At 67.4% G+C, this 11,822-nt stretch carries 13 protein-coding genes and 1 pseudogene; 10 read left to right on the top strand and 4 right to left on the bottom strand.

All coding sequences use genetic code 11. The features are described from left to right. Positions 1 to 90 precede the first annotated feature (90 nt). Both E0T84_RS14730 and E0T84_RS14725 read left to right on the top strand, forming a co-directional pair. Positions 91 to 708, top strand: a complete 618-nt coding sequence (locus E0T84_RS14730; RefSeq protein ID WP_083284543.1) for a cutinase family protein — start codon at positions 91 to 93, stop codon at positions 706 to 708. Between the two features lie 23 nt (positions 709 to 731). Continuing rightward, complete coding sequence (locus E0T84_RS14725) at positions 732 to 1,652, top strand: carbohydrate kinase (RefSeq protein WP_070189196.1); 921 nt, start codon at positions 732 to 734, stop codon at positions 1,650 to 1,652. On the opposite strand, the gene E0T84_RS14720 is transcribed toward E0T84_RS14725, so the two are convergent. Further along, positions 1,643 to 3,070: a PLP-dependent aminotransferase family protein gene (locus tag E0T84_RS14720; RefSeq protein WP_070189197.1), complete on the bottom strand. Its 1,428-nt coding sequence runs from the start codon at positions 3,068 to 3,070 to the stop codon at positions 1,643 to 1,645. The genes E0T84_RS14725 and E0T84_RS14720 overlap by 10 nt on opposite strands. A 79-nt stretch (positions 3,071 to 3,149) precedes the next feature. On the opposite strand from E0T84_RS14720, the gene E0T84_RS14715 reads away from it, so the two are divergent. Together E0T84_RS14715 and E0T84_RS14710 are read left to right on the top strand one after the other, a co-directional pair. Next, positions 3,150 to 3,785, top strand: coding sequence for a pyridoxamine 5'-phosphate oxidase family protein (locus tag E0T84_RS14715; RefSeq protein WP_070189198.1), 636 nt, complete (start codon positions 3,150 to 3,152; stop codon positions 3,783 to 3,785). Positions 3,786 to 3,845: 60 nt separating this feature from the next. Further along, on the top strand, positions 3,846 to 4,724 hold the full coding sequence (locus E0T84_RS14710) for a Ku protein (protein WP_070189199.1): 879 nt from the start codon (positions 3,846 to 3,848) through the stop codon (positions 4,722 to 4,724). A gap of 1 nt (position 4,725) precedes the next feature. Here E0T84_RS14710 and E0T84_RS14705 read toward each other — a convergent pair whose 3' ends face one another. After that, positions 4,726 to 5,037 carry a hypothetical protein gene (locus tag E0T84_RS14705; protein ID WP_070189289.1) on the bottom strand — a complete coding sequence of 104 codons (312 nt, stop codon included), beginning with the start codon at positions 5,035 to 5,037 and terminating at the stop codon, positions 4,726 to 4,728. A gap of 165 nt (positions 5,038 to 5,202) precedes the next feature. Beyond that, on the bottom strand, positions 5,203 to 5,679 hold the full coding sequence (locus tag E0T84_RS14700) for a glucose-6-phosphate dehydrogenase (RefSeq protein ID WP_070189200.1): 477 nt from the start codon (positions 5,677 to 5,679) through the stop codon (positions 5,203 to 5,205). 184 nt (positions 5,680 to 5,863) lie between these two features. Between E0T84_RS14700 and E0T84_RS14695 the strand changes: the two genes are divergently transcribed. The 5 genes and pseudogenes from E0T84_RS14695 to E0T84_RS14675 form a co-directional block, all read left to right on the top strand. Continuing rightward, entirely contained in the window at positions 5,864 to 6,655 is a 792-nt protein-coding gene (locus E0T84_RS14695; protein WP_070189290.1) for an SDR family oxidoreductase, read from the top strand. 8 nt (positions 6,656 to 6,663) lie between these two features. Then, positions 6,664 to 7,743 carry a diacylglycerol kinase gene (locus E0T84_RS14690; RefSeq protein WP_070189201.1) on the top strand — a complete coding sequence of 360 codons (1,080 nt, stop codon included), beginning with the start codon at positions 6,664 to 6,666 and terminating at the stop codon, positions 7,741 to 7,743. Positions 7,744 to 7,867: 124 nt separating this feature from the next. Beyond that, positions 7,868 to 8,092 (top strand): hypothetical protein, encoded by a 225-nt coding sequence (locus E0T84_RS14685; protein ID WP_070189202.1) that lies wholly within the window; start codon positions 7,868 to 7,870, stop codon positions 8,090 to 8,092. A 90-nt stretch (positions 8,093 to 8,182) separates the two neighbouring features. Further along, positions 8,183 to 9,409 carry an Nramp family divalent metal transporter gene (locus tag E0T84_RS14680; protein ID WP_138744794.1) on the top strand — a complete coding sequence of 409 codons (1,227 nt, stop codon included), beginning with the start codon at positions 8,183 to 8,185 and terminating at the stop codon, positions 9,407 to 9,409. Further along, positions 9,410 to 9,820: pseudogene (locus tag E0T84_RS14675) on the top strand (gamma-glutamylcyclotransferase family protein); the annotation flags it as partial. A 5-nt stretch (positions 9,821 to 9,825) separates the two neighbouring features. Here E0T84_RS14675 and E0T84_RS14670 read toward each other — a convergent pair. Continuing rightward, positions 9,826 to 10,923, bottom strand: coding sequence for a glutamate--cysteine ligase (locus E0T84_RS14670; RefSeq protein ID WP_070189205.1), 1,098 nt, complete (start codon positions 10,921 to 10,923; stop codon positions 9,826 to 9,828). Between the two features lie 62 nt (positions 10,924 to 10,985). On the opposite strand from E0T84_RS14670, the gene E0T84_RS14665 reads away from it, so the two are divergent. Further along, positions 10,986 to 11,801, top strand: coding sequence for an LLM class F420-dependent oxidoreductase (locus tag E0T84_RS14665; protein WP_171055036.1), 816 nt, complete (start codon positions 10,986 to 10,988; stop codon positions 11,799 to 11,801). The last annotated feature ends 21 nt before the right edge of the window (positions 11,802 to 11,822 follow it).

Here is an 11,822-nt window from a genome sequence, read left to right as displayed (position 1 = left end):
GAGACACAGACTCCGTCCCCATGTCAGCATGGCCCGATGGCACTGAATCCCATGGCCAGTTTGCTCCTCCGCTGGGTCGCGGTCATGTTGATGCCCGCAGCGCTCGTTTTCTGCGGTCCGGCGCCTGCCGCGTCAGCCGATCCCTGCTCGGACGTCGAGGTGGTGTTCGCCCGCGGCACCGGTGAGCCGCCCGGGATCGGCCGGGTGGGCCAGGCTCTGGTCGACCAGCTCGGCCCGCGGATCGCACCGCGCAGCCTCGGCGTGTATGCGGTCAACTATCCGGCCGGGATCAATTTCCTGACGACTGCAGACGGGGCCAACGATGCCGCCGGGCACATCGCCTGGCTGGCCGATCAATGCCCCGGCACCCGGGTGGTGCTCGGTGGTTTCTCGCAAGGCGCGGCTGCGGTTTCCATGCTGGCGGGCGTACCTCCGATCGGTGACCGGATCGGCACCATCGGCTCAGCTCCCGCGCTGCCGCCCAACAGTGCCGACCGGGTCGCCGCCGTCGCGGTGTTCGGCAACCCCGGCAATCGGTTCGGCACGCCGTTGTCGGGGGCCGGGCAATTCGCCGGTCGGGCCATCGACCTGTGCAGCCCCGGTGATCCGATCTGCGTGCAGGGTGGGCGTCTCCGCGCCGCGCACAGCGCCTACGAACTCCCGCCGTATCCCGACCAGGCGGCGGGTTTCATCGCCGGACGGGTCTAGCCAGACCCACCTACCATGGAGCCATGAGCCGGGCCCTGGTTATCGGCGAGGCGCTGATCGACGTCGTCGAGAGTGACGGCGCGGTCATCGGCGAGTACGTGGGCGGCAGCCCGCTCAACGTCGCCGTCGGGCTGAGCCGGCTGGGCCGCGGTGTCGACTTTCTCACCCACATCGCCGAGGACGATCACGGCAAGCGCATCATCAAGTACGTGGAAGATTCTGGGGTGCAACTGGTTTCGGGCAGCACGACGGCCAGCCGAACACCAACCGCTCTGGCGGTCCTGGACGCGGCGGGCTCTGCCAACTACACCTTCGACATCGACTGGCAGCTCACCGGCACCCCCGAGGTGGCCACCCCGCAACTGGTCCACACCGGCTCGATCGCCACGGTTCTGGAGCCGGGATGTCGGGCTACTGCGGCGCTGCTGGACGCCTACCGCATGTCGGCGACCATCAGCTTCGATCCGAATGTGCGGCCGGACGTGATCCAGGACGGCGACATCGCCCGCGGCCGCATCGACCGACTCGTCGAACGCGCCGACATCGTCAAAGCATCCGAAGCAGATATTCGCTGGCTGGCCCCACGCCACTCCCCCGAACAGATCGCGCGGGCCTGGCTGGAATCCGGTCCGTCCGTGGTCACGGTGACCTCCGGCGAGCAGGGCGCTTTCGCGGTGTGCCGAGCCGGATCGGTGTCGGTTCCGGCGCAGCCGGTGCATGTGGTGGACACCGTCGGCGCCGGTGACGCCTTCATGACGGGCCTGCTCGACGCGTTGTGGTCATTGGGATTGCTCGGTGCCGACCGCCGCCGTGACCTGGCCCGGATAAGTGCCGGGGACCTCGAAGGCGTCTTGAGGTGCGCCGCGTTGACCGCGGCGTTGACGGTGGCCCGGCCGGGCGCCGACCTGCCTGACCGCGCAACGCGAGACGGCGCTCAGAGCTGACCGATCGCGCTCACGATGCGCTCGGCAACCGCGTCAGCCTGCGTCTCGGGCAGCCGGGCGTATCCACACACCAGGCCTCGGGCGCCGGGCGGACCGGCAAAGTAGGTGGACAGCGGCGATGCGGTGACTCCCTGCTCGCCGAGCAGCGCGGTGACCGCGAGGTCGTCGCTCTCGTCGGGTAGCCGCACCACCACGTGCAGCCCGGCCTCGACCCCCTCCAGCTGGAGTCCCCTGCGCCGCCGGCCGAGCGCGCCGACGAGTGCGGACCGCCGCGCCGAGTACGTGCGCGCCGCCCTGGCAAGGTGACGGGTCATCGCACCCGAATCGATGAACCGCGCCAACGCCAGAGTGGTTACCCCACAGATGGATTCACCGCTGCGCCCCAGCGCATCGGCGACGTCATCGCGCAGCCCCGGCGGGGGCAGCAGCCAGGCCACCCGCAGCGCGGGCGTGAGGATCTTGGACACGGTCCCGATGTACGCCACGCAATCGCGGCCGTCGTCGATCCCGCGCAACGCGGGCAGCGCGGAAACGTCATAGCGGAACTCGCCGTCATAGTCGTCCTCGATCAGCAGGGCGCCGGTCTTGACCGCCCACTGGACCAGCCGGGCACGGCGGCCCACCGGCAACCGCGCGCCGAGCGGATACTGATGCGCCGGAGTGCAATACACGGCCGCATCGGAATCCCGCAGCGATCCAGGATCCAGCCCGTCGCCGTCGACCACCACCGCACGTGTTCGGGCGCCGGACATTTCGAACGTACGCCGGGCTTCGTCATAACCCGGTTCCTCGAACGCCACATCGCGCCCGTTCAGTCCGGCCGCCGCGGAGAGCGTGCGCAGCGCAGCGGCCACGCCGGGCACGATGATCAGATCGTCCGCGTCGGTGACGATCCCGCGGGTGCGACGCAAATGACTCGCCAGGGCCGCGCGGAGTTCAGCATGGCCCTGTGGTCCAGCGGCGGCGGCAGGCACGGGTGCGGCCGCGGCCGTCCGCCAGGCCCGCCGCCAGTCGGTCGTGGAGATCAGGCTGGGATCAGGGTGGCCGGGCGTGAGATCCCAGACGGGTGGTGACGGTCTCGGAGCCGCCGGCACCGAGGTCGTGAGGCCGCTCGAGCTGACGTGGGAGGCCGCGCCTGCGTGGGCTGCGGCATCGGCACCGGCCGCGACCCGGGTGCCCGACCCGGGGCGGGCGGTGGCGTAGCCGGCCGCGGCCAGTTCGTCGTAGGCGTCGACCACCGACGAGCGAGCCACTGCGAGTTCGGTGGCCAGGCTGCGGGTCGACGGCAGCGCGTCGCCGGGACGCAGCCCGCCCAGCCTGATCTGCTCGATGACGGCCGCAGCGATGCGTTGGCGCAGCGGCGCCCCGTCAGCGGGCAGCTGCCAGACCAGGTGCAGCTCGGGTGCATGGCGTGCCATGTCGCCACAATAGTGGTCTGCACACTATTGCCAGTTCTGGATCTTTCGACCATGCCGGTATGTCCGCAGAATGCGTCGTGTGAAGCAGATCAGGAGAGAACGCGAGCGCGCCCGCACCGACCGGCCCGACCTGGATGCGGTGCTCGACGCCGCGGCCGTAGGCACACTGGCGACAGTGTTGGATGGACAACCGTGGGTCGTACCGATGCTCTACGCCCGCGACCATGACCGGATCATCCTGCACGGGTCGACCGGTGCGGGCGCACTGCGGCATGTCGCAGCCGGAGCGCCGGCCGCGTTCTGTGTGACGCTGCTGGACGGAATCGTGGTGGCGGATACGCTTTTCGACTCCTCAGCCAACTACCGGTCGGCCGTCGTGCGCGGCCACCTGACCGTCATCGATCCGTCTGACGCGGCATACGCACTGGATCTGATGAGCGACGCGCTGATTCCCGGCCGCAGCTCTGAGGTGCGGCCCAGCACCACGAAGGAGCTCTCGGCGACACTCGCGATGGCCCTGCCGATCACCCCCGACGGCTGGACGGTCAAGGTGCGCGTCGGGCCGCCATCCCCGCCCGACGAGGCAGCCGACTCCGGCGGATGGGCCGGCGTAGTGCCGTTACGGACCGTGGCCGGCGATCCGATTCCCGCACCGTGGGTCAGTGTGGACGTCGACACTCCCGAGTCGGTTGGCCGCCTCGTCAAGGGCACCTGACGCGGCGCACCGATCCGGCGGTTCTTCGCACTCGCGGCCAGATCAAGCCATACTGGGCAAATGCGATCCATCTGGAAGGGTTCGATCGCCTTCGGCCTGGTGAACGTACCGGTCAAGGTCTACAGCGCGACCGAGGACCACGACATCAAGTTCCATCAGGTCCACGCCAAGGACAACGGGCGCATCCGCTACAAGCGAGTCTGCGAAGTATGCGGCGAGGTCGTCGAGTTCCGCGACATCAACAAGGCGTTCGAGTCCGACGACGGACAGATGGTGGTGATCACCGACGAGGACATCGCGACCCTGCCGGAGGAACGCAGTCGCGAGATCGAGGTGGTCGAGTTCATCCCGGCCGATCAGCTCGACCCGCTGATGTACGACAAGAGCTATTTCCTGGAGCCCGATTCCAAGTCGTCGAAGTCCTATGTGCTGCTGGCCAAGACCCTCGCCGAGACCGAACGGGTCGCGATCGTGCACTTCTCGCTTCGCAACAAGACGCGGCTGGCCGCGCTGCGGGTCAAGGACTTCAGCAAGCGCAACGTCATGATGATCCACACGCTGCTGTGGCCCGACGAGATCCGCGACCCCGACTTCCCGGTGCTGGACAAGGAAGTCGACATCAAACCGGCCGAGTTGAAGATGGCAGGTCAGGTTGTCGAGTCGATGACCGACGATTTCAAACCGGACCAGTTCCGCGACGACTACCAGGAACAGCTACGCGAGCTGGTTCAAGCCAAACTTGAAGGCGGAGAAGCCTTCTCGGTCGAGGAACAGCCGACCGAGCTCGACGAGACCGAGGATGTGTCGGACTTGCTGGCCAAACTCGAGGCCAGCGTGAAGGCACGTGGCGGTTCGGCGAAAGCTCCTGCCAAGAAGACACCTGCGAAGAAGGCCCCTGCCAAGAAAGCGGCGGCGAAGAAGGCCTCCGCCAAGAAGTAGCTCAGCGGCGGCAGTCCAGATCCACGTAGACCGTTGTGTACTGCAGATTCTGTCCGGGGTTGAACGACGTGATGCTTGCCGCACCGACAGGTATCTGCGGTGCGGTGACCGTACGGCCTTGCCGGACGGCACTCACCGTGCAGTCGTCCATCGCCTTGGTGCCCACTTTGCTCAATATCACCCGGTAACCCTGGCTTTCGAGTTCGCTGATGGTCTCACTCGCCGACGCGTCGGTCGGTGCGGCGCCGGCCGGCGCAGCCAACGCAGTCCCGAGCCCACACAATCCGACAGCGGCGGCACACGTGCTTGTCAACTTCGGCTTCACTGGATTCAGCCCATCCCTTCGGTTTCGGTGATGTGGGCTAAACCTAGGACGGTGAATTCCGTTGTCGGACAATCTCATACCGAATGCACACCGGTTAACACACAGTGAATACCGCCGCAACACGGCGTTAACATAAGCCCGCCGGAACCGTGGTCAGGCAGGCACGTCGACGCGCAGAGCCTCGTGCTCGTCGAGGATGCGGCGCAGCGCCGCGTCCATCGGGTGGGCCGATTCGAGGTCATGGCTGCAGCGGCGGTCCACCGCGACCACCACGCCAGGACGCAGCGGCGTGTGCTCGATCTGATCGACGAACGCGTCGAACATCGTGCGCGGGGTGGCCAGATAGTACAGGCCGTGACGAGCATCGACGAACCGGGCGCCGTACATCAGCCCGCATTGGGTGATGACGAACAACTCCGCGGCCGGGTGCGCGCGGCCGGGGTGGCCCAACTCCTCTTCACCCCATACCGAGGCCGCCAGACGGGCCTGAGCCAACCGGTCCTGCAGGTCATCGGTGCAGGCGAGCAAGCGGTGGATGAGGGTGCCGGCCGTCGACGGGTAACGGTCGACGGCCGGGCGGAAATACTCCGCGAAAGCATCGCCGAAGAAGTCGTATCGCTGCTGGGTCATGACGACTCCCCACCTTGAGCTGACAACTCGATTGTGCTCCCGCCACCAGGGCTGCGGTGGCGATTTGGGCGACGCACCATGTCGGCGCAGTGATCCACAGACCAACTAGAACGTGTTTCAGAAACGCCCCACGAGCGTCGGCTCACCCTGCTAGCGTGGCGCCGAGCGAGCGAACGGAGTGCATGTGATTCTGGATAGATTCCGACTGGACGACAAGGTTGCGGTTGTCACCGGAGCGGGCCGCGGACTGGGCGCAGCCACCGCCCTGGCATTCGCGGAAGCCGGTGCCGACGTGGTCATCGCGGCCCGCACCCAGGCCCAACTCGACGCGGTCGCCGAGCAGATCGCGGCAGTGGGACGCAAGGCTCACGTCGTCGCCGCCGATCTGGCCCATCCCGAGGCCACCGCGGAACTCGCGGCCGCTGCCGTCGATGCGTTCGGGAAACTAGACATCGTCGTCAACAACGTCGGTGGCACCATGCCCGCACCGCTCCTGAACACGTCCACCAAGGACCTGCGCGACGCGTTCACGTTCAATGTGTCCACCGCGCACGCGCTGACGTGTGCGGCGGTACCGCTGATGCTCGAGCACTCCGGCGGCGGCAGCATCATCAACATCACCTCCACCGTGGGCCGCCTGGCCGGACGCGGGTTCGCCGCCTACGGCACCGCCAAGGCCGCCCTCGCGCATTACACCCGGCTGTCCGCACTCGACCTGAGCCCGCGCATCCGCGTCAACGCGATCGCGCCGGGCTCGATTCTGACCTCAGCCCTCGACATCGTCGCCTCCAACGAGGCGCTGCGCGACCCGATGGAGAAGGCCACCCCGCTGCGCCGCCTCGGCGACCCCGCCGACATCGCCGCCGCCGCGGTGTACCTGTCCTCCCCCGCGGGCAGCTACCTGACCGGCAAGGTGCTCGAAGTGGACGGCGGCCTCAACATGCCCAATCTCGATCTGCCCATCCCTGACCTCTGAGGAGAACAATGACCATTCGGGTAGCCGCGGTCGGTACCGGTAACGTCGGCAAGCACGCCCTGGCGCAGCTCGTCACCAATCCGGACTACGAACTGACCGGTGTGTGGGTGTCCTCGTCGGCCAAGGCCGGCAAGGACGCCGGAGAGCTTGCCGGCCTTGATGTTTCGACCGGCATCCTGGCAACCACCGACCTTGACGCGATCTTGGCCGCCGAGCCGGACTGCGTGGTCTACACCGCGCTCGCCGACAACCGGCTGCCCGAGGCGCTCGAGGATTACCGGCGCATCCTGGCCGCCGGCGTCAACGTAGTGGCCAGCTCGGCGGTGTTCCTGCAGTACCCGTGGCAGGTGCTACCGGCCGAGCTGATCGAGCCGATCGCCACTGCCGCCGAAGAGGGATCTTCGTCACTGTTTGTCAATGGCATCGATCCCGGTTTCGCGAATGACCTTCTGCCGCTTGCCCTTGCCGGCACGTGTCAGCAGATCCAGCAGATCCGCTGCATGGAGATCGTCGACTACGCGACCTACGACAGCGCAGCGGTGATGTTCGACGTCATGGGCTTCGGCAAGCCGATCGACGAGACCCCGATGCTGCTGCAACCGGGTGTGCTGAGCCTGGCGTGGGGTTCGGTGGTGCGTCAGATGGCCGCCGGGCTCGGTATCGAACTCGATGAGGTCACCGAGGAACACACCCGGGTGCCCGCTCCGGAAGACTTCGAGATTGCGGCCGGGCACATCCCCGCCGGCACGACCGCAGCGCTGCGGTTCGAAGTGCGAGGTATGCGCGACGGCAAGGCCGCGGTGGTGCTTGAGCACGTCACGCGGCTGCGCGACGACCTGTGCCCGGACTGGCCGCAGCCCGCGCAGGAGGGCGGCTCCTACCGGGTGGTGGTGACCGGCGAGCCGTCCTACACCCTGGACCTGTGCCTGAGCAGCCCTAACGGCGACCACAACCATGCCGGTCTGGTGGCGACGGCGGCGCGGGTGGTCAATGCCATCCCGGCGGTGGTGGACGCCAAGCCGGGCATCCGGACCACACTCGATCTGCCGTTGATCACCGGCCGTGGTCTGTACGTCGCTGCCGGATAGGTCCTCGGCGGAACGAGCTGCGATGAGGTTTCGCCTCATCCCCTGGGATGACGAGTTTTTCGTCCTCTGACCAGCGCTGACAGTAGCGTTTGGACGTAGACTTACTCCACGATCGGAGTAGGTCATGAGCAACACGGTTCGGTGCCTGGCCGCAGGGCTGGCGGTGGCCTGCTCGGCGATTCTGACGGCCCCGGCCGGCGCGGCCGCGCCGAACTGCACCAACACGTCGCCCAACACCACCCAGTGCCAGACCAATGGCAGCACTGCGATCGTGACCTCCCCACCGGCGATGAACAACTACGGGCCCTGGTACGGACCGGTCTTCGGGTTCGGAGGCGTCGGCTGGTGACGGTCATGTTCGACCCGCGCCTGACGATCACCACAAGGTTTCGGGTACCCTAACTTTTCTATTCGCACACCCGGATAGAAAGCAGGGGCATTGTTACAGGACACCAAGACGCGCGTGACGCCGAGCTGGCTGCTGCTCGGCCCGGCGTTCGTCGCCGCGATCGCCTATGTCGATCCCGGCAACGTCGCCGCCAACGTGAGCGCAGGAGCCCAGTTCGGCTACCTTCTGGTCTGGGTCATCGTGGTGGCCAACGCCATGGCGGGCCTGGTGCAGTATCTATCGGCCAAACTCGGATTGGTCACCGGACGATCGCTGCCCGAGGTCGTTGCCGACCACACCCGCACCCCGACACGGATCGTCTACTGGATACAGGCCGAATTGGTGGCCGTAGCAACGGATCTCGCGGAAGTTGTGGGCGGGGCCATCGCGTTGCACCTGCTGTTCGACCTGCCGCTGCTGGTCGGTGGCGTCATCACCGGCGTGGTGTCGCTGCTGCTGCTGAGCGTGCAGAACCGGCGGGGGCAAGGGGTATTCGAGCGGGTCATCACCGGGCTGCTGATGATCATCGCCATCGGGTTTCTGACCAGCCTGTTCGTCAACACACCCCCGCCGGCCGCGGTCGCCACGGGACTGATCCCGCGCTTCCAAGGCGCCGAAAGCCTGCTGCTGGCCACCGCGATGCTCGGGGCCACCGTGATGCCACATGCGGTCTACCTGCATTCCGGTCTGGCCCGCGATCGCCACGGTCATCTCCAACCCGGCGCCGTCCGGCGACGCCTGCTGCGGATCACCCGCTACGACGTCGGCCTGGCGATGCTGCTGGCCGGCGCGGTGAACTTGGCCATGCTGCTGGTCGCGGCCACCAACCTGCAGGGACGCGACAACACCGACTCCATCGAGGGCGCCCACGCCGCGGTGCGCGACACCCTGGGCCCCACGGTTGCCCTACTGTTCGCCATCGGATTGCTGGCCTCCGGCCTGGCGTCGACCTCCGTCGGCGCGTATGCGGGCGCGATGATCATGCAGGGATTGCTGCGTCGCTCCTACCCGTTGCTGCTGCGGCGGATGGTCACCCTGATCCCAGCGCTGGTCATCCTGGCCATCGGCGTGGACCCCAGTCGCGCCCTGGTCCTGTCCCAGGTGGTGTTGTCCTTCGGCATACCGCTGGCACTGATCCCGCTGGTGCGGTTGACCAGCAAAGCGAACCTGATGGCCGAGGACGTCAACCACCGGGTCACCACCGCACTGGGCTGGGGAGTTGCCGGGTTGATTAGTGTGCTCAACGTGGTACTGATCTACCTGACCGTCGCGAGCTGAATGCTGCACCCGTACTTCGCCTACGGCTCGAATCTGTGCGTGGCACAGATGGCCCGGCGCTGTCCCGGGGCGGTCGATCCCCGACCGGCCCGCCTCGACGGCCACAATTGGCTGATCAACCAGCGCGGTGTGGCCACGATTGAACCTTTCGACATGACCGCGGTGCACGGTGTGTTGTGGCATGTCACCGACCACGATCTGGCCGCACTCGACAGCGCCGAGGGAGTCCCGGTGCGCTATCGCCGGGACCGGCTGACCGTGCACACGGACGGCGGCGCCGCACCGGCCTGGGTCTACATCGACCATCGCGTCGAGCCGGGTCCACCGCGGCCGGGCTATCTCGAACGCATCCTCGCCGGTGCGGTGCACCACGAACTTCCGCACACCTGGGTCGACTTCCTGCGCCGCTGGGCGGTTTAGTCACTGGTCACAGCTGACGCCAATTCGCGGATCACATCGGCGATTTCGTTGCGTCGGCGCCAGGCCCGTCGCTGCCGCATCGCGCCGTTACCCTCGGCGGCGATCCGTGCGATCTCACCGCGCACCATCTCGTACTCGCCCAACACCTCCAGCGCGGGCCGTACCGTCTCCAGATATCGGTCCAAGAGTTCGCGCACTGGGACTGTCGACTGGTCTCCCAGCAGGTAGATGCCGTCGCCTTCGAGCCCGTCGCGGGCGGCCTTCCAGTGCGCCGCCCGGACCGCGTAATCCGCCAGGACCGGAACGGATTCGCCCTCGGCGCGCAGCTGCAGCGCGGTCATCACCCCGGCCCGGATCAAGGTGGCGAGCAGCACCGTCTCGGCCACCGTCGCGGGTACGTCGGAGACCCTCACCTCCACGGTCGGGAAATTCGCCGACGGACGCACATCCCAATAGATCATGCCGTCGTCCAGGGCGGCCCCGGCCCGTTGCAGCATGTCGATGGTGGCCTCGTAGTCCGCGGCCGAATCGAAGTGCGGCGGCGGACCCGAGCTCGGCCAGCGCGACCACAGCACACTGCGGAAGCTGGCGTAGCCGCTGTCGGTGTTGCGATAGATCGCCGAGTTGGCGGTCAGCGCCAACAACACATGCAGCCAGGGCCGCAGCCAGTTGCTGACATAGATGGCATGCGGCCGGCTCGGTACCGCGACGTGGACGTGGCAGCCGCAGATGCCCTGCTCGTGGGCGACCATGCCGAAGCGGTGGGCGATCCTGCGGTAACGCGCGGTCGGTGTCACCGGGAATTTGTGCGGCACGGTCGGCGGCAGCCCGACCGCCAACAGCTGTGCCCCGTTGGCCGCGGCAGCCTCCGTGGCGATACGGCGCAACCTGGTCAGTTCGCGCCGTAGCGCACTGCTGGTGCCCATCACATCCGTGGTGGTTTCGACCTGACAGCTGGTCAGCTCCAGTTGCAGGTCTACGCCGTGCTCGGCGGCACACGCCGCGACCTGTTTGTTCCGGGCGATCGGCTCGCCGCTCTGCGGGTCGATGAGCAGGAACTCTTCCTCCACGCCCACCGTCGGATGACTTGTCACGGCTCAGAATTGCCCGCCGCCGACGCCCCCAAACCTGCGGGCGCCATGCCTAAGATCGGGTGATGCCCAACGATTTCCGTTTTGGTGTCAGCCTGCGCGCCACCGGATCCCAATCGCAGATCGCCGACGTGGCACGCCGGGCCGAAGACCTCGGCTTCGACGTCCTCAACGTTCCCGACCATCTCGGTGCACCGGCCCCGTTTCCCACCCTGACAGCGGTGGCCGCGGCCACCAGCACACTGCGCGTCGGGACGTTCGTGCTCAATGCCGCCTTCTACAAGCCGGCACTGCTGGCCCGCGACGCCACCGCGCTGTGGGATCTGTCCGAGGGACGCTTCGACCTCGGCCTGGGCGCCGGCTACGTGCGCGAGGAGTTCGAAGCAGCCGAACTTCCGTTCCCCAGCGCGCGCGAGCGCGTCGACTATCTACGCCACACCACCGAGTACCTGAACGAGCACACGCCCGACATTCCTATCCTCATCGCGGGCAACGGCGACCGGCTGCTGACGGTGGCCGCTCAGACGGCCGACATCGTCGGCCTCACCGGCGGCGACCACGTCGACGGCGACCCACTGGCCGAGCGGATCTCGTTCCTGCGCAAGGCCGCCGGCGACAGGTTCGGCGACTTGGAACTCAATATCGCCATCACGGCGATGCCCGCCCCCGGCACCGAGATGCCGACTCTGAATGTGCCGCGCCATTTCCTGCCGGGGCTCAGCGACGACGAGCTGCTCCGCCACCCCGGTGTGCTGTCCGGATCGGTCAGCGCCATGGCCGACCGAATCCGCGGCCTGCGCGCACAGTACGGGATCACCTACATCATCGTGCAGATCGCCCACGCCGAGGCGTTCGGGAAGGTGATCGCCGAACTCCGGTAGAAGTCCTTCCCATCCGGGCCG

This window comes from Mycobacterium sp. DBP42, from assembly GCF_005924235.1.
Lineage (GTDB): Bacteria > Actinomycetota > Actinomycetes > Mycobacteriales > Mycobacteriaceae > Mycobacterium > Mycobacterium syngnathidarum.
Note: the sequence above shows the minus strand (reverse complement) of the source record. Positions and strands in the feature narration are given on the sequence as shown.